Here is a 16,881-nt window from a genome sequence, read left to right as displayed (position 1 = left end):
CCAGTAGGGTGCCGCCCATGCTGCAGATGCCCGGGGGCCATCCCCCGGACCCCCGAGGTGCCGTCGTCGGCCCGCTCGACCTCGCCGCACGCGTGGACGAGGCGCTCGCCGTGCAGGCCGTGGCCTTCGGGCTGACGGAAGAGGAGATCGGCGTACGGCGGCACATCGTGCTGCGCCACCTCACCAGCCCCGGCGCCCGCGCCCTCGGCGCGACCACCCCGCAGGGGCGGCTCGTGGGCTTCGTGTACGGCATGCCCAACGACCGCACGCACTGGTGGTCCACCATCGTCCAGCCCTATCTGCGCGCCGCCGGGCACGAGGACTGGCTGGACGACGCCTTCGTCATCACCGAGCTGCACGTCCACCCCGACTACCAGAACCACGGCATCGGGCGGCGGCTGATCACCGCCATCACCGACGGGGCCGTCCAGCCGCGCTCGATCCTCTCCGCCCTCGACACCGACAGCCCGGCCCGCTGCCTCTACCGTTCGCTGGGCTACCGCGACCTGGCCCGCCCGGTGCTCTTCCCGAGCGCGCCGAGCCCGTACGCCGTCATGGGCGCCCCCCTGCCGCTGCGGCGCTAGCGCGCGCCTCCGGATAGCGCATTTCCGGGTTGCGTCCCCGGGCGGCTAACCTCCTGACATCCATCTCGTACGCAGGAGAAGACCCCATGGCCAACGCCGCCCACGTCCAGCGCATGTCCACCTTGATGCTGAAGACGCTGCGCGAAGACCCGGCCGACGCCGAGACCGCCAGCCACAAGCTGCTCGTCCGGGCCGGCTACGTCCGCCGCGCCTCCGCGGGCATCTGGACCTGGCTGCCGGTCGGCAAGAAGGTCCTGGACAACGTCTCCCGGATCGTCCGCGAGGAGATGGACGCGATCGGCGCCCAGGAGGTGCTGCTGCCCGCGCTGCTCCCCAAGGAGCCGTACGAGGCGAGCGGCCGCTGGGAGGAGTACGGCGACCTGCTGTTCCGGCTGAAGGACCGCAAGGGCGGCGACTACCTCCTCGGCCCCACCCATGAGGAGATCTTCACCCAGACGGTCAAGGACCAGTGCACGTCCTACAAGGACCTGCCGGTGATGCTCTACCAGATCCAGACCAAGTACCGGGACGAGGCCCGGCCGCGCTCGGGCGTGCTGCGCGGCCGCGAGTTCCAGATGAAGGACTCGTACTCCTTCGACACCAGCGACGAGGGCCTGGCCGAGTCCTACCGGCTGCACCGCGAGGCCTACCAGCGGATCTTCGAGCGCCTGGGCCTCGACTACCGCATCGTCTCCGCGGTCTCCGGCGCCATGGGCGGCTCCGCCTCCGAGGAGTTCCTGGCCCCCGCCGCGGCCGGTGAGGACACCTTCGTGGACTGCCCGAACTGCGACTACGCGGCCAACACGGAGGCCGTCACCACCACCGTCCCGCCCGTCGAGGGCGGCCGGCACGGGCCGGTCGAGGAACTGGACACCCCCGACACCCCCACCATCGAGACCCTCGCCGAGCACCTGGGCGTCCCGGCCTCCGCGACCCTCAAGAACCTCCTGATCAAGGTCGACGGCGAGATCACCGCGGTGGGCGTCCCCGGCGACCGCGAGGTCGACCTCGGCAAGCTGGGCGAGCACCTGGCCCCGGCCGAGGTCGAGCTGGTCACCGCCGAGGACTTCGAGGGCCGCCCCGACCTGGTCCGCGGCTACGTCGGCCCGCAGGGACTGGCGGGCAAGTCCTTCCGCTACATCGCCGACCCGCGGGTCGCCCCCGGCACCTCCTGGGTGACCGGCGCCAACAAGCCCGACACCCACGCCCGCAACGTCGTCTGCGGCCGCGACTTCGAGGTCGACGACTACCTGGACGTCGTCGTCGTCGAGCCGGGCGACCCCTGCCCCAAGTGCGGCGCGGGCATCGCACTCGACCGGGCCATCGAGATCGGCCACATCTTCCAGCTCGGCCGCAAGTACGCCGACACCTTCCAGCTCGACGTGCTCGGCCAGAACGGCAAGCCGGTACGGGTCACCATGGGCTCGTACGGCATCGGCGTCTCGCGCGTGGTCGCCGCCCTCGCCGAGCAGACCCACGACGAGTCCGGCCTCTGCTGGCCCCGCGAGGTGGCCCCGGCCGACGTCCACATCGTCGCCGCGGGCAAGGCCCTCCAGACCGAGCTGGCCCTGGACATCGCCGAGAAGCTGGGCACGGCGGGCGTCCGGGTCATGGTGGACGACCGCGCCGGCGTCTCCCCGGGCGTGAAGTTCACCGACGCGGAGCTGATCGGCGTCCCGACGATCCTGGTCGTCGGCCGCGGCGCGAAGGACGGCGTGGTCGAGCTGAAGGACCGCCGCACCGGCGACCGCGAGGAGCTCCCGATCGACGAGGCGATCACCCGCCTCACGTCCTGACCCCCGCCCCGCACCCCGCCAAGGGTCTGCCACCGCATCCCCGGAGCCGGGCCCGCCCGCCCGGCCCGGGGGCTGCCGGGCCGACGCGTTGTGCCCCGCGGCGCCGGTCCCGGCCGTGGTTCGGCTACGTCCCGCGCCGGGGCTGCGCCCGCGCGTCCGGCCCGCGGCTGTGGCCCCGGTCCCGGCCGGCGCTCTGCTCGCTCCACGCTGGGCGTCGTGCCCGGGCCTGGGCCCGCGCACGGGGCCATGGTGCTGTGTGCCGTGCTGGTGGCTGGGTCTGTGCGTGCGTCCCGGGGGCTGCCGGGCCGACGCGTTGTGCCCCGCGGCGCCGGTCCCGGCCGTGGTTCGGCTACGTCCCGCGCCGACGCCGCGCCCGCGGCTGTGGCCCCGACCCTGGCCGTCGCTCTGCTCGCTCCACGCTGCGCGCCGGGCCCAAGGGGCTGTCCGGGCCCGTTGTGCTGCGCCTGTTGTGCGTCCGGCCCGGTGCTGACGGCCCCGCGCAGGGGGCCGTGGCGCCGGGCCCGGCCGTCGGGCTCTCGTCTCACGCTGGACGCCGCGCCTGGGCGCCAGGCCCAGGGGCCCGCGCCGGGGCTGCGCCCCTCCGCGCCCCGCTCGGGCGCGGAGCGCCCCTGCTTGCGTCGCGTGCCCTCCCCGCCGGGTGGCACCCGCGCGTCGGGGGCCGGGGGCGGAGTCCCTGCCACGCGGCGGAGCCGCATATCGACAGGTGCGGGAAGGGGCGGGGCGGGGGACTACAGCCAGCCCGCGAACTCCAGCAGCAGCTCGGCCCGCCGCCGGTCACCGGCCGCCCCGTACCGCAGGCCCGCCTCCACGGCCCGGAAGAGCGCCCAGCCCCGCAGCCGGTCGCGGTCCACGTCCAGCGAGTCGGCCAGCTTCGCGATGCGGCGGCGCGCGGCCGCGGCCGGGCCGGGGCCCGCGGCCAGGTCCTCGCAGCGGTCGAGGACCAGCCGCGCCAGGTCGTAGGCGCGCTCCCCGACGACAGGGGCGGGCCCCACCGCGAGCCAGGGCGCCCGCTCCCCGGCCAGGACCTTGCCCTGCCGGAAGTCGCCGTGCAGCAGCAGCCGTTCGGGCGGCTGGGCGGTCAGCCCGGACCGCAGCTCCAGGGCCTCGTCGGCCAGCGGGCGTACGTCGGCCGCCCAGACCCCCGAGGCGAGAACGGGCAGCACCTCGGCGGCCGCCCCCGTCCGCCCCTCGACGGAGTCGAACGGATGCTCGGCGGGCGCCGGCACCCACAGCCGCCGTACCGTGCCCGCCGCCTCCAGCAGCGCCTTCGCCTCGGGCAGGGAGCGCAGCGACACGGCGGACTGGAGCCGTTCGATCAGCAGCACGCCGTCGTCCTGGCCGGCGCGCAGGAGCCGTGCCGCGCCCCAGCCGTTCCAGTGCGCGAGGGCGGCCGCCTCATGGGCCGCGCCGGGACGGGGCACGGGGAGCTTGAGCGCGGCGGGGGTGCCGTCCGCCTGCCGTACGAGCACCACCAGGCCGCCGCGGCCGCCGGGGGCGACCACCCGCTCGGGGGTCAGCTCCCATTCCAGCAGCCGCCGCGCGGCCAGCTCCGGCAGGGCGGCGAGCCAGCTCCGTACGGGCTCGGCCGGATCGTCGCCCACCGCGTCCAGGAGCCGCTTCGGCACCTGGAGGGAGGCTCTGTCCCCGGTGCCGGGTTCCCGCTCCGCTGCCATTCCGAGCTGCCCCCTGTCACCCACGCACGTGCGCCACCGAACCAACGCACGTACACGATCGTCTCGAACTGTCAGACCCCGTCGGCGGCCCCGGTCGCCGAGGCGGACGGGGTGGCCGGCGCGGCGCGTTCGGTGAGCCCAGGGAAGGCTACGCCGCCGCCTCGCCAGCGCACCGACCGGACCGCCGCCTCGCGCAGCGCGCCCGCCGCCTGGCGCCGCAGGGCGCCGTCGGAGGTCCGTACGAGGTCGGCGTAGACCGCGGCCACCCGGCTCTCCAGTTCGGCGGCGAGCCGGACCGCGGCGGCCGAGTCGGGCACCGCGAACGGCAGGGCGTACGCGGGGGCGGCGCTCTGCGGCGTGCCGCCCATGCCGCGCACGGTGCGCACGAGGTCGTCGCGGCGGGAACGGTGCGCGGCGTACCCCTCGCGCGCCTCGGCGAGACGGTCGTCGCCGATCCGGCCGCCGACGACGCCGTATCCGTACACGGCGGCGTGCTCGGCGGCGAGCGCGGCCTGCGTGGCCTTGAGCGTCGCGGCACGGTTCATCCGGGTACTCCTTCCGCGCGGAGGGGGGCTGAAGAGGGGGAACGTCATGAGTCCGGGTCGGCCTGGGTGAGGAGGTACACATGGGCGGCCCCGCAGGCCGCGACGGAGGCCAGCAGCCGGGCCAGTTCGGGCGGCGCGCCGAGGAGCGCCGTGGTGCGGCTGTCGGCGGTGTGCCGTTCGGCCTGGGCGAGGGCGCCGAGGGCCTTCTTCTCTTCCTCGGGCACCTCGGGCAGCCGCCGCCCGCCCGCGGCCGGTGAGCGGGACGCGCTCGCGGAGGCGGACGCGGAGGGGTCCGTGGAGCCGAACGCCGCGATGTGCGCCGCCGTCTCCGCCCGCAGCGGCCGCAGCCGCCGCGCGAGCCCGGCATGGGCGTCGATGGTCGCGTCGTAGCGCGCGAGGAGCGCGGCCGAGTCCCGTACGCCCCGGGCGCGCAGCGCCGCGGCGGCAGCGGAACCGGACGAGCGGTGTCCGTCGTCCGAATCACCGGAACAGCCGACCAGCAGCGCGGCGGCCCCGGCCGAACCGCCGGCCAGCAGCAGACTTCGACGCCGCGGGGACGCGGCCTGGGGGAGTGACGGGGACGTGGGTCGAGGTGGGGGATTCGTGATCGACACGTTCCTCTTTCCGGGCTGCGGCAGCTCCCGGCCGCCGTTAGTGATCACAGCAGGCGAGCGTACCCGCGCGGGGCCGGAAAGCCGGGCAGCGGCCACCGAATCGTCAGCCCGCCGCCGGAACAGATAGGCTTTGAGCTGACACGCGACCTTCCCACAACAGCACACGCGGCCGAGGAGTCACCCGGATGAGCACGACCCAGAGCGAAAGGCTGCGCGGACTGCTGGAACCGCTCGTCAGCGCACGGGACCTGGATCTGGAAGAGGTCGAGGTGACACCGGCCGGGAAGCGGCGCGTCCTTCGCATCGTGGTGGATTCCGACGACGGCGTGCAGCTGGATACGTGTGCGGAGCTGAGCCGGGCGATCTCGCAGTCGCTCGACGAGTCGGACGCGATGGGTCAGACCCCGTACGTCCTGGAGGTCACTTCCCCCGGCGCCGAGCGCCCCCTGATAGAGCGGCGCCACTACCACCGGGCCACCGGCCGGTTGATGAAGGCGCAGCTGGTGGAGGGCGGCGAGCTGATCGCCCGGATCATCTCGGTGGATGACGACGGGCTGGATCTGGAAGTCCCCGGCGTGAAGGGGCGCAAGCCCACCGCGAGGCGGCTGGCCTTCGAGGAGATCTCCAAGGCGCGCGTGGAGATCGAGTTCAACCGCAAGCCCGAGGGCGACGAGAGCAAGGAGGAGGCGTAGCCGTGGACATCGACATGAGTGCCCTGCGGGGTCTGGTGCGGGAGAAGGAGATCTCGTTCGACCTGCTGGTCGAGGCGATCGAGTCGGCGCTCCTCATCGCCTACCACCGCACCGAGGGAAGCCGCCGCCGGGCCCGGGTGGAGCTGGACCGCACCAGCGGCCATGTGACCGTGTGGGCCAAGGAGGAGGCCGACGACCTCACGGAGGGCGAGGAGCCCCGCGAGTTCGACGACACCCCCTCCGGATTCGGCCGCATCGCCGCCATGACCGCCAAGCAGGTCATCCTGCAGCGGCTGCGGGACGCCGAGGAGGAGATCACCTTCGGCGAGTACGCCGGACGCGAGGGCGATGTCGTCGCGGGCGTCGTGCAGCAGGGCAAGGACCCGAAGAACATCCTGGTGGACATCGGCCGCCTCGAGGCGATCCTGCCGGTGCAGGAACAGGTGCCCGGCGAGGACTACGCGCACGGCACCCGGCTGCGTACGTACGTCGTACGAGTGGTCAAGGGTGTGCGCGGGCCGTCGGTGACCCTTTCGCGTACGCATCCCAATTTGGTGAAGAAACTCTTCGCGCTCGAGGTCCCGGAGATCGCGGACGGCTCGGTGGAGATCGCGGCGATCGCCCGTGAGGCGGGCCACCGCACCAAGATCGCCGTCCGGTCCACCCGTTCGGGTCTGAACGCCAAGGGCGCGTGCATCGGCCCGATGGGCGGCCGGGTACGCAGCGTGATGGCCGAGCTGCACGGCGAGAAGATCGACATCGTCGACTGGTCGGACGACCCCGCCGAACTGGTGGCGAACGCGCTGTCGCCTGCCCGGGTGAGCAAGGTCGAGGTCGTGGACCTGGCGGCCCGGTCCGCGCGGGTCACCGTGCCCGATTACCAGCTGTCACTGGCGATCGGCAAGGAAGGGCAGAACGCCAGGCTCGCTGCCCGGCTCACGGGCTGGCGGATCGACATCCGGCCGGACACCGATCAGTCCGCCGAGCAAGCCTGATTACAGCTGATCGAGCACAGATCAAGGCTTGTTCAAGCCGCGGACATGCGGGATCCAGCCGAAATCGTGTGACGGTTCGATCACTCCCCCCCAAGGGGTGAGGTCGGCGCAGGGAGGTAGACTTAAGCAGTGTCTGGCCGCACGCGAGCTCGTGCCTGCCCTGAGAGAACCTGTGTGGGATGCCGGGATCGGGCGGCCAAGGATGATCTGCTGCGCGTCGTGGCGGTCGAGGGTGTTTGCGTCCCCGATCGGCGCGGTACGCTGCCCGGTCGGGGAGCTTATATGCACCCCACACGGGTCTGTTTCGACCTGGCGGTCCGCCGCCGGGCCTTCCCCCGGGCCTTCAGGGGACCGGGGGCGTTCGACACCACGGCACTGCGCCGTTATGTCGAGCACCAGGGTGACCAGTCACCCCCGTAAGAAGAACGGCACGGGACAACCGTGCGGTCAGGTACCTCGCGAGTCGGAAGTAGGTCGAGATTGCGATGAGCACTCGATGAGTACGCGATGAGTACGCCCATGAAGTAGCGACGGTCCGGCGGTAACCCGGACCTAAAAGGAGCGAAGTGGCTAAGGTCCGGGTATACGAACTCGCCAAGGAGTTCGGCGTTGAGAGCAAGGTCGTCATGGCCAAGCTCCAGGAGCTCGGTGAATTCGTACGGTCGGCGTCCTCCACGATCGAGGCGCCGGTAGTCCGCAAGTTGACTGACGCTTTCCAGGGTGGCAATGGCTCCGGCCGTGCCTCCGGCAAGCCTTCGGCGCCGCGCAAGGCGACGCCCAAGCCCCCGACGCCCGGTCCGGCGTCGGCGGCCCGTCCCGCTGCCCCCAGGCCCCCGACGCCCGGCCCCAAGCCGGCCGCCGCCGAGGGTCCGAGCAGCACGCCGTCCGCGGCGCCCACTCCGGGCCCGCGCCCGACTCCGGGCGCCCGCCCGACCCCCGGTCCCAAGCCGGGTCCGGCGCAGCCCGCGGCTCCGGCGCAGCCCGAGTTCACGGCCCCGCCGGCCACGCCCGGCCCCAAGCCCTCCCCGGCCAAGCCGGGCCCGGGCGGCCCCGCCAAGCCGGGCGCCACGCCCGGCCCGCGCCCCGGCGCCCGTCCCGGCCCCGGTGGCCAGGGCGGTCAGGGCGGTCAGGGCCAGGGTGGCCAGGGTCAGGGCGGCCAGGGCGGTCGTCCCGGCGCCCCGCGTCCGGGTCAGGAGCGCGGTGGTCCGCGTCCGGGCGGCGGTCGTCCGTCCGGTCCGCGTCCGGGTAACAACCCCTTCACCTCCGGCGGCTCCACCGGCATGGCGCGCCCGCAGGCGCCCCGTCCCGGCGGCGGCGCCCGTCCGGGCCCCGGCGGCCAGGGCGGTGCCGGTCCGCGTCCGCAGGGCGGCGGCCAGGGTGGTCCCGGTGCCGGTCGCGGCCAGGGTGCCGGCGGTCCCCGTCCCACTCCGGGTTCGATGCCGCGTCCGCAGGGCGCCCAGGGCGGCGGCCCCCGTCCCGGCGGCGGCTCCGGCGGCCCGCGTCCGAACCCGGGCATGATGCCGCAGCGTCCGGCCGCGGGTCCGCGTCCGGGCCCCGGTGGCGGCGGCGGTCGCGGTCCCGGCGGCGCCGGTCGTCCCGGTGGCGGCGGTGGCCGTCCGGGTGGCGGCGGCGGTTTCGCCGGTCGTCCCGGTGGCGGTGGCGGCGCCGGTCGTCCGGGTGGCGGCGGTGGTTTCGCCGGTCGTCCCGGTGGCGGCGGTGGCCGTCCGGGCTTCGGCGGCCGTCCGGGTGGTCCCGGTGGCCGTGGTGGTACGCAGGGTGCGTTCGGCCGTCCCGGCGGTCCGGCGCGTCGTGGCCGTAAGTCGAAGCGGCAGAGGCGCCAGGAGTACGAGGCCATGCAGGCCCCGTCCGTCGGCGGCGTGATGCTGCCGCGCGGCAACGGCCAGACGGTCCGGCTGTCGCGGGGTGCGTCGCTCACCGACTTCGCGGAGAAGATCAACGCCAACCCGGCGTCGCTCGTCGCCGTGATGCTCAACCTCGGCGAGATGGTCACCGCGACCCAGTCCGTCTCCGACGAGACGCTGCAGCTCCTCGCCGACGAGATGAACTACAACGTCGAGATCGTCAGCCCGGAGGAGGAGGACCGCGAGCTTCTCGAGTCCTTCGACATCGAGTTCGGCGAGAACGAGGGCGGCGAGGAGATGCTCGTCGCGCGTCCGCCGGTGGTGACCGTCATGGGTCACGTCGACCACGGTAAGACGCGACTGCTGGACGCGATCCGCAAGACCAACGTGGTCGCGGGCGAGGCCGGCGGCATCACCCAGCACATCGGCGCGTACCAGGTCTCGACCGAGGTCAACGACGAAGAGCGCAAGATCACCTTCATCGACACCCCGGGTCACGAGGCGTTCACCGCCATGCGTGCCCGTGGTGCCAAGTCGACCGACATCGCGATCCTCGTGGTGGCGGCCAACGACGGTGTGATGCCCCAGACGATCGAGGCGCTGAACCACGCCAAGGCGGCCGACGTGCCGATCGTGGTCGCGGTCAACAAGATCGACGTCGAGGGCGCGGACCCGACCAAGGTGCGCGGTCAGCTGACCGAGTACGGCCTGGTGGCCGAGGAGTACGGCGGCGACACCATGTTCGTCGACATCTCCGCCCGTCAGGGTCTGAACATCGACGAACTGCTCGAGGCCGTCGTCCTCACCGCGGACGCCTCGCTCGACCTGCGCGCCAACGCGGAGCAGGACGCGCAGGGCATCGCGATCGAGGCGCACCTCGACCGCGGCCGCGGCGCCGTGGCCACCGTGCTGGTCCAGCGCGGCACCCTGCGGGTCGGCGAGACGATGGTCGTCGGCGACGCGTACGGCCGCGTCCGGGCGATGCTCGACGACAACGGCAACCAGCTCCAGGAGGCGGGTCCCTCGACCCCGGTCCTGGTGCTCGGTCTGACCAACGTGCCGGGCGCGGGCGACAACTTCCTCGTCGTCGAGGAGGACCGCACCGCCCGTCAGATCGCCGAGAAGCGTGCCGCGCGCGAGCGGAACGCCGCCTTCGCCAAGCGCACCCGCCGGGTCTCCCTGGAGGACCTGGACAAGGTGCTCAAGGCCGGTCAGGTCCAGCAGCTCAACCTCATCATCAAGGGCGACGCGTCCGGTTCGGTGGAGGCCCTGGAGTCCTCCCTGCTCCAGCTCGACGTCGGCGAAGAGGTCGACCTGCGCGTCCTGCACCGCGGTGTGGGTGCGGTCACCGAGACCGACATCGACCTGGCGACCGGCTCCGACGCCATCGTCATCGGCTTCAACGTGCGCGCCGACGGGCGTGCCACGCAGATGGCCGAGCGCGAGGGCGTGGACGTCCGCTACTACTCGGTCATCTACCAGGTGATCGAGGAGATCGAGGCGGCCCTCAAGGGCATGCTCAAGCCGGAGTACGAAGAGGTCGAGCTGGGCACGGCGGAGATCCGCGAGGTCTTCCGCTCGTCCAAGCTGGGCAACATCGCGGGTGTGCTCATCCGCTCCGGCGAGGTCAAGCGGAACACCAAGGCCCGCCTCGTCCGCGACGGCAAGGTCATCGCGGAGAACCTCAACATCGAGGGCCTGCGCCGCTTCAAGGACGACGTCACCGAGATTCGCGAAGGCTTCGAGGGCGGTATCAACCTCGGCAGCTACAACGACATCAAGATCGACGACGTCATCGCGACGTACGAGATGCGCGAGAAGCCGCGCGGCTGACGCGCTGCCTCTCATCCGGGGCCGGTCGGCGGAGAATTTCCGTCGATCGGCCCCGGCCCTTGCGTGTACGGTTCGAGAAGCCCGAACCTCCGAGGCCCCACGGGTGGCTTGACCCGGAATGCATGTATGTAGGGACGTTGTCCTTCGACCTGCTCCTCGGCGACGTACGGTCGCTGAAGGAGAAGCGCTCCGTCGTCCGCCCGATCGTCGCCGAGCTGCACCGCAAGTACGCGGTGAGCGTGGCGGAGGTCGGCGACCAGGACCTCTACCGCAGGGCCGAGATCGGCCTCGCGGCGGTCTCCGGGGACGCGGGCCACCTGACCGAAGTCCTCGACCACTGCGAGCGGCTGGTCGCGGGGCGCCCGGAGGTGGAGCTGCTGTCGGTACGACGGCGGTTCCACGGTGGCCACGACGAGTGAGGGCCGGGGGCCGGCGGCCGGTCGACGACCGTCCCTGACCATCGATGAGTGAAGCGAAGAAGAGAGAAGAAGACGCATGACCGACACCGCGCGGGCACGCAAGCTGGCGGACCGCATCCGGGTCGTGGTCGCGGAGACGCTGCAGCGGCGGATCAAGGACCCGCGGCTCGGCTATGTGACCATCACCGACACCCGGATCACCGGTGATCTGCGGGAGGCGACCGTCTTCTACACGGTCTACGGCGACGACGAGGAGCGCGCGGCCTCCGCCGCCGCCCTGGAGAGCGCCAAGGGCGTGCTGCGGTCGGAGGTCGGACGGCAGACCGGGGTGCGATTCACTCCGACCCTGACGTTCGTACCGGACGCGCTGCCGGACAACGCCCGTACGATCGACGACCTGCTCGCCAAGGCCAAGGCGGCCGACGCCGAGGTCCGCGAGGCGTCCTCGGGCGCCACGTACGCCGGTGAGGCGGACCCGTACCGCAAGCCCGGCGAGGAGGACGAGGACGAGGACACGGACGGGAACGACGGCGAGTCCCCCTCCGGCGGCAAGGGTGCCGCGGGCGCATGACACGCAAGGGCAGGGCCGCCTCCGCCGCGCCGGACGGCCTGGTGATCGTCGACAAGCCGGCCGGGTTCACCTCGCACGACGTCGTCGCCAAGATGCGCCGCTTCGCCGGTACGCGCCGGGTCGGGCACGCCGGGACGCTGGACCCGATGGCCACGGGCGTGCTCGTGATCGGCGTCGAGAAGGCGACCCGGCTGCTCGGCCATCTGGCGCTGACCGAGAAGGAGTACACGGCCACCATCCGGCTCGGCCAGACCACGGTCACCGACGACGCCGAGGGGGAGATCACCGCCTCGGCCGGGGCGGCCGGGACCGCGCTCGACGCCGTGCGGGCCGGGATCGGCGAGCTGACCGGGGACATCCAGCAGGTGCCGTCCAAGGTCAGCGCCATCAAGATCGACGGCAAGCGGTCCTACACCCGGGCCCGGGAGGGCGAGGAGTTCGAGATCCCGGCCCGGCCGGTGACCGTCTCGTCCTTCGTCCTCCACGACGGCCGCGAGGCGAAGACCGAGGACGGCACGCCCGTCCTGGACCTCGACGTCACGGTCGTGTGCTCCTCGGGTACGTACATCCGCGCCCTGGCCCGCGACCTCGGCGCCGGGCTCGGCACCGGCGGCCATCTGACGGCGCTGCGCCGCACCCGGGTCGGCCCGTACGGGCTGGGGGCCGCGCGGACGCTGGAGCAGCTGGAGGAGTCCCTCCGGATCATGCCCATCGCCGAGGCAGCGGCCGCCGCCTTCCCGCGCTGGGACGTCGACGCGCACCAGGCCCGGCTGCTGGGCAACGGCGTACGGATCGACATGCCGCCCCGCGAGGGCGCCGGGGCGGGCCCGGTGGCGGTCTTCGGGCCGGAGGGGCGCTTCCTGGCCCTGGTGGAGGAGTCGAAGGGCCGGGCCAAGAGCCTCGCCGTCTTCGTCTGAGGGGTCCGCGGGTCCCCCGCCGACCGGCCTCCGGTGCACGGCGGGGGCAGGCGGCATGGCAGTCTTAGATCTGCGAAAGCGATAAGTCGGCAGAGTCAAAGGTTCGGGCGAGGAGCGGGCATAGTGCAGCGCTGGCGTGGCTTGGAGGACATCCCCGAGGACTGGGGGCGCAGCGTCGTCACGATCGGTTCCTACGACGGAGTGCACCGCGGGCATCAGCTGATCATCGGCCGCGCGGTGGCCCGCGCACGGGAGCTGGGCGTACCGGCGGTGGTGGTCACCTTCGACCCGCACCCGAGTGAGGTCGTGCGGCCCGGCAGCCATCCGCCGCTGCTCGCCCCGCACCAGCGGCGTGCGGAGCTGATGGCGGAGCTGGGCGTGGACGCGGTGCTGATCCTGCCCTTCACCCAGGAGTTCTCGCGGCTCACCCCCGCCGACTTCGTGGTGAAGGTGCTGGTCGACAAGCTCCACGCGCGAGTGGTGGTGGAAGGCCCCAACTTCCGGTTCGGCCACCGGGCCGCCGGAAACGTCGACTCGCTGCGCGAGCTGGGCGCCACCTACGACTACGAGGTCGAGGTGATCGACCTGTACGAGCGCGGCGCGGCGGGCGGCGGCGAGCCGTTCTCGTCGACCCTGGTGCGCAGGCTGGTCGCCGAGGGGGACGTCACGGGCGCCATGGAGGTCCTGGGGCGGCCGCACCGCGTCGAGGGCGTCGTGGTCCGCGGCGCGCAGCGCGGGCGCGAACTGGGCTTCCCGACGGCCAACCTGGAGACGCTGCCGCACACCGCGATTCCGGCCGACGGCGTCTACGCGGGCTGGCTGACGGCCGAGGGCGAGGCCATGCCCGCGGCCATCTCGGTCGGCACCAATCCGCAGTTCGACGGGACCGACCGGACCGTGGAGGCGTACGCGATCGACCGGGTCGGCCTGGATCTGTACGGACTCCATGTCGAGGTGGACTTCCTCGCGTTCCTGCGCGGCCAGGAGAAGTTCGACTCCATCGAGGCGCTGCTGGAGCGGATGGCGGCCGATGTGAAGCGGGCGAGCGAGCTGGTGGAGGAGCACGGCAGCCGCCGCTGACCCCGCTTCTCCGTACGCAAGCGTCGTAACGAGGCGATCGCCCCGCCGGACCGGTGTTCAACCGGTCCGACGGGGCGATCGCCTTTCGTACGGGGCTACCGCGGGGGCGGAGGGGGCGGCGGCTGGTGCTGCCACGGCTGCCCCTCCTGCTGGGGCGGCGCCTGCTGGCCCTGCTGCCACGGCTGCCCCTCCTGCTGCCAGGGCTGGCCCGGCTGGGGCTGCTGCTGCGCCTGGTTCGGCTGCGGCGGCGGCTGCCAGCCCTGCTGCGGTCCGGGCTGGCCGGGGTGACCGGGCTGGCCCGGCTGGGGGTAGCCCGGCTGCTGCGGGGGCGGTCCCTGCTGCGGATAGCCGTACCCGTACGGCGGCGGCTGCTGGCCCTGCTGCGGCGCGTACGCCCCCGGGTAGGGCTGCTGGCCCTGCCCGGGCAGCGGCGGGGCCATCTGCGGCGGCTGGGCGCCGCCGTCGGCCGTCCACAGCCCCTGCGCCTGCTGCGCGCGGGAGAAGTCCTCGGCGACCATGGCGGAGAGGTTGAAGTACGCCTCCCGGGTCTTCGGGCGCATCATGTCGAGGTCCACCTCGGCGCCCGCCGACAGATGCTCGTCGAACGGCACGACGACCACGCCGCGGCAGCGGGTCTCGAAGTGCGACACGATGTCCTCGACCTTGATCATCTTGCCGGTCTCGCGGACCCCCGAGATGACCGTGATGGAACGCGACACCAGGTCGGCGTACCCGTGCGCGGACAGCCAGTCGAGCGTGGTGCTCGCGCTGCTCGCACCGTCCACGGAGGGCGTGGAGATGATGATCAGCTGGTCGGCGAGGTCGAGCACCCCGCGCATCGCGCTGTAGAGCAGACCGGTGCCCGAGTCGGTGAGGATGATCGGGTACTGCTTGCCCAGGACGTCGATGACGCGGCGGTAGTCGTCGTCGTTGAACGTCGTCGAGACCGCCGGGTCCACGTCGTTGGCGAGGATCTCCAGCCCGGAGGCCGCCTGCGAGGTGAACCGCCGGATGTCCATGTAGCTGTTGAGGTACGGGATCGCGGTGACCAGATCGCGGATGGTCGCGCCGGTCTCGCGCCGCACCCGGCGGCCGAGCGTGCCCGCGTCGGGGTTGGCGTCGATCGCGATGACCTTGTCCTGGCGCTCGGTGGCCAGGGTCGAGCCGAGCGCGGTGGTCGTCGTGGTCTTGCCGACACCGCCCTTGAGGCTGATCACCGCGATGCGGTAGCAGGAGAGGACCGGCGTACGGATCAGCTCCAGCTTGCGCTGCCGCTCGGCCTCCTCCTTCTTGCCGCCGAGCTTGAACCGCGAACCGCCGGTGTTGTTCTTCTTGGGCTTCTGCTTGCCCCGGATCAGCCGGTCCGAGGACAGCTCGACCGCCGCCGTGTACCCGAGCGGGGCGCCCGCGTTGCCCTGCCCGGCGCCCGGGCGCTGCCGCTGGTCGGGCGTGACGACAGGCCAGCCGCCGGTACGGGGATCGGCCGGTGCGCCGGCGTCGGGGCGCGGGTAGCCGTAGCCGTCCTGCGGCTGGGGCGGCTGCTGGTGGTGTGGCTGCGGCTGCTGGGGCTGCTGCGGGGCGGGCGGCGGGTACGGCCCCTGGCCCTGCTGGGGGCCGGGGTACGGCTGCTGAGGCGCGGGCGCGGGCGCGGGCGCGGGTGCGGGCGCGGGTGCGTCCGGGCGCGGATAGCCGTAACCGTCCGGGCCGGGCACCGGGGGCTGCTGTCCGGCCTGCGGATAGCCGTAGTGAGGAGCCTGGGGCGCTTGCGGAGCCTGCGGGGCCTGCGGGGCCGGGGGAGGAGCCTGGGGCCCCTGCGGGTTCTGCGCACTCTGCGGACCCTGGGGACCGTGCGGCCCCTGCGGCCCCTGCGGACCGGGCGCGAGGGGACCGCCCTGAGGGTAACCACCCGGCTGGGCAGCCGGATTCGGCTCCGCCGCGGGCTGTGGCCCCGGAGCCGGGGCGGCCGGACCGGGAGCGGGCTGACCCTGCGCACCCGTCATCGGCGGCGCCCAGGGACCGGCCTGCGGCGGCAGCGGACCACCGGCGGCGCCGGGCCCGCCCGTACGCTGCTCCGGGACCGGGGCCGGGCCACCGCCCGTACCGCCCGAATCCGGCGCGGCGGGCTGGAAGTCCGGCGGCAGCGGCGGCAGCCCGGACTGCGGAGCGGCGGGCGGCGCCCAGCTGTTGCCGGTCTCCTGCGGCGGTGCCGTGGAGTCGGGCGCGGCGTCCTGCTCGGCCTCGGCGCTCGCCGCCTTGGCGCGCTCCTCGGCTTCCCGGCGCAGCGACGCCGCCGAGAAGCGCATGGTGCCCTCGCTGCGCACCTCGCCGGTCCCGGTGTCGGCGTCGTCGTCCGTCCCGGCGGCGCCCGATTCGGCGTCGGCGGCCTGCTTCTGCTCCGCGATCTCACGCCGCAGCGAGGCGGTGGAGAACCGCACCGTGGAGTTGCCCCCCACGGCGCCGCTGTCGGGCTCGCCGTCGTCGTCGCCCGTTTCGGGCGTCTCGGCGGCGGCAACCGGCGGGGACGGGGGCGCGGCGGGCGCCAGCGCGTAGTCGTCGTCCTCGGCTGCGGCGTCGGGAAGGCCGGACGCGTGCTGCTCGACGCGGTCGCCGTCCGGCGTGTCGTCGTCACCTGTCCTGGCGTCAGCCGGGCCCGGAGCGACAGGGTTTGCGGCGAAATCGGGCAAAGAGGGTGTTCCGTCGGCTTCGTCGTCCCGCGGCCTGGCTTCCGCCTCCGCGTCGCCCGCGTCCTCGGCGGTCCCGTCCGGCGCGGCCTGGTGCACGGAAGGCTCGACCGGCGCGGGCTCGGGGGAGGGCGCCGCGGGCGGAGGCGTCCACGCCCCCTGGAAGCTGTCCGGTTCCGGCGGCCCGGGCATGGACACCGGGTTGCCGACCGGCGGCGGGGGCGGCGGAGGCGGTACCGCCCCGGCCCCCGCGTCCGCCCCGGTCCCCGTGGCGGGTGCCGACGGCGAAGCGTTCTGCGTGTACCAGGCCGGTGGGGTGTAGTCGATGGTGAACTCGCCCGTGTGCTCGGTCTCGGCGTCGGACCGATCATCGCCGGGTGTGGTTCCGCCCGTGCGGATCTCGTCCCGATCGCTGCTCACAATGCCTCCTGGTGTGGTCGAACACCCTTGAACTTCATGGCGAGGCCGATCTGTTGCCGATCGCTACTGTCGTCCGACCGTTCGGCTTTCCCCTGTTGCGACCCGGGGAGCCTGATCAGGTTCTCCACCGCGTACACACCAAGCCTAATCACCATGAGCGACCCTTTGGCAGGCCCGT

The 16,881-nt window shown here is 73.4% G+C and carries 14 protein-coding genes; 10 read left to right on the top strand and 4 right to left on the bottom strand.

Features of this window, described 5'->3' with window-relative positions; genetic code table 11:
• The first annotated feature begins 17 nt into the window (after window positions 1-17).
• On the top strand, window positions 18-584 hold the full coding sequence (locus ACFZCY_RS26950; protein WP_391178485.1) for a GNAT family N-acetyltransferase: 567 nt from the start codon (window positions 18-20) through the stop codon (window positions 582-584).
• 86 nt (window positions 585-670) lie between these two features.
• A complete protein-coding gene (locus tag ACFZCY_RS26945; RefSeq protein WP_391178482.1) occupies window positions 671-2,380 on the top strand; it encodes a proline--tRNA ligase in 1,710 nt (569 codons plus the stop codon).
• A 749-nt stretch (window positions 2,381-3,129) separates the two neighbouring features.
• On the opposite strand, the gene ACFZCY_RS26940 is transcribed toward ACFZCY_RS26945, so the two are convergent.
• From ACFZCY_RS26940 to ACFZCY_RS26930, 3 genes are all read right to left on the bottom strand, one after another.
• On the bottom strand, window positions 3,130-4,074 hold the full coding sequence (locus ACFZCY_RS26940; RefSeq protein ID WP_391178480.1) for an aminoglycoside phosphotransferase family protein: 945 nt from the start codon (window positions 4,072-4,074) through the stop codon (window positions 3,130-3,132).
• Between the two features lie 71 nt (window positions 4,075-4,145).
• On the bottom strand, window positions 4,146-4,619 hold the full coding sequence (locus tag ACFZCY_RS26935) for a ferritin-like domain-containing protein (RefSeq protein ID WP_361485836.1): 474 nt from the start codon (window positions 4,617-4,619) through the stop codon (window positions 4,146-4,148).
• Window positions 4,620-4,663: 44 nt separating this feature from the next.
• Window positions 4,664-5,233, bottom strand: a complete 570-nt coding sequence (locus tag ACFZCY_RS26930; RefSeq protein WP_391178477.1) for a hypothetical protein — start codon at window positions 5,231-5,233, stop codon at window positions 4,664-4,666.
• Between the two features lie 185 nt (window positions 5,234-5,418).
• On the opposite strand from ACFZCY_RS26930, the gene rimP reads away from it, so the two are divergent.
• From rimP to ACFZCY_RS26890, 8 genes are all read left to right on the top strand, one after another.
• Entirely contained in the window at window positions 5,419-5,925 is a 507-nt protein-coding gene (gene rimP, locus ACFZCY_RS26925; RefSeq protein ID WP_391178475.1) for a ribosome maturation factor RimP, read from the top strand.
• A gap of 2 nt (window positions 5,926-5,927) precedes the next feature.
• Complete coding sequence (gene nusA / locus ACFZCY_RS26920; RefSeq protein ID WP_391178472.1) at window positions 5,928-6,920, top strand: transcription termination factor NusA; 993 nt, start codon at window positions 5,928-5,930, stop codon at window positions 6,918-6,920.
• A gap of 129 nt (window positions 6,921-7,049) precedes the next feature.
• Window positions 7,050-7,340, top strand: coding sequence for a DUF448 domain-containing protein (locus ACFZCY_RS26915; protein ID WP_391178470.1), 291 nt, complete (start codon window positions 7,050-7,052; stop codon window positions 7,338-7,340).
• 146 nt (window positions 7,341-7,486) lie between these two features.
• On the top strand, window positions 7,487-10,615 hold the full coding sequence (gene infB, locus ACFZCY_RS26910) for a translation initiation factor IF-2 (RefSeq protein ID WP_391178468.1): 3,129 nt from the start codon (window positions 7,487-7,489) through the stop codon (window positions 10,613-10,615).
• A gap of 122 nt (window positions 10,616-10,737) precedes the next feature.
• Window positions 10,738-11,034 carry a DUF503 domain-containing protein gene (locus tag ACFZCY_RS26905; protein ID WP_055556847.1) on the top strand — a complete coding sequence of 99 codons (297 nt, stop codon included), beginning with the start codon at window positions 10,738-10,740 and terminating at the stop codon, window positions 11,032-11,034.
• A 76-nt stretch (window positions 11,035-11,110) separates the two neighbouring features.
• On the top strand, window positions 11,111-11,605 hold the full coding sequence (gene rbfA, locus ACFZCY_RS26900; protein ID WP_391178463.1) for a 30S ribosome-binding factor RbfA: 495 nt from the start codon (window positions 11,111-11,113) through the stop codon (window positions 11,603-11,605).
• Complete coding sequence (gene truB / locus ACFZCY_RS26895; protein WP_391178459.1) at window positions 11,602-12,522, top strand: tRNA pseudouridine(55) synthase TruB; 921 nt, start codon at window positions 11,602-11,604, stop codon at window positions 12,520-12,522. The genes rbfA and truB overlap by 4 nt, the downstream gene beginning before the upstream one ends.
• 123 nt (window positions 12,523-12,645) lie before the next feature.
• Entirely contained in the window at window positions 12,646-13,602 is a 957-nt protein-coding gene (locus tag ACFZCY_RS26890; protein ID WP_391178456.1) for a bifunctional riboflavin kinase/FAD synthetase, read from the top strand.
• Window positions 13,603-13,697: 95 nt separating this feature from the next.
• On the opposite strand, the gene ACFZCY_RS26885 is transcribed toward ACFZCY_RS26890, so the two are convergent.
• The gene (locus ACFZCY_RS26885; RefSeq protein ID WP_391178453.1) at window positions 13,698-16,703 is read right to left on the bottom strand and encodes an SCO5717 family growth-regulating ATPase; all 3,006 of its coding nucleotides are present in this window, start codon (window positions 16,701-16,703) and stop codon (window positions 13,698-13,700) included.
• Window positions 16,704-16,881 lie beyond the last annotated feature (178 nt).

Origin of the sequence: Streptomyces sp. NPDC007983 (assembly GCF_042958345.1) — a bacterium.
Taxonomy (GTDB): Bacteria; Actinomycetota; Actinomycetes; order Streptomycetales; family Streptomycetaceae; genus Streptomyces.
Note: the sequence above shows the minus strand (reverse complement) of the source record. Positions and strands in the feature narration are given on the sequence as shown.

Bases quoted from the DNA above. Each gene is read 5' to 3' on its own strand.
- ACFZCY_RS26950 (WP_391178485.1), top strand. From the start codon at position 18: ATGCTGCAGATGCCCGGGGGCCATCCCCCGGACCCCCGAGGTGCCGTC.
- ACFZCY_RS26945 (WP_391178482.1), top strand. From the start codon at position 671: ATGGCCAACGCCGCCCACGTCCAGCGCATGTCCACCTTGATGCTGAAG.
- ACFZCY_RS26940 (WP_391178480.1), bottom strand. From the start codon at position 4,074: ATGGCAGCGGAGCGGGAACCCGGCACCGGGGACAGAGCCTCCCTCCAG.
- ACFZCY_RS26935 (WP_361485836.1), bottom strand. From the start codon at position 4,619: ATGAACCGTGCCGCGACGCTCAAGGCCACGCAGGCCGCGCTCGCCGCC.
- rimP (WP_391178475.1), top strand. From the start codon at position 5,419: ATGAGCACGACCCAGAGCGAAAGGCTGCGCGGACTGCTGGAACCGCTC.
- ACFZCY_RS26905 (WP_055556847.1), top strand. From the start codon at position 10,738: ATGTATGTAGGGACGTTGTCCTTCGACCTGCTCCTCGGCGACGTACGG.
- rbfA (WP_391178463.1), top strand. From the start codon at position 11,111: ATGACCGACACCGCGCGGGCACGCAAGCTGGCGGACCGCATCCGGGTC.
- truB (WP_391178459.1), top strand. From the start codon at position 11,602: ATGACACGCAAGGGCAGGGCCGCCTCCGCCGCGCCGGACGGCCTGGTG.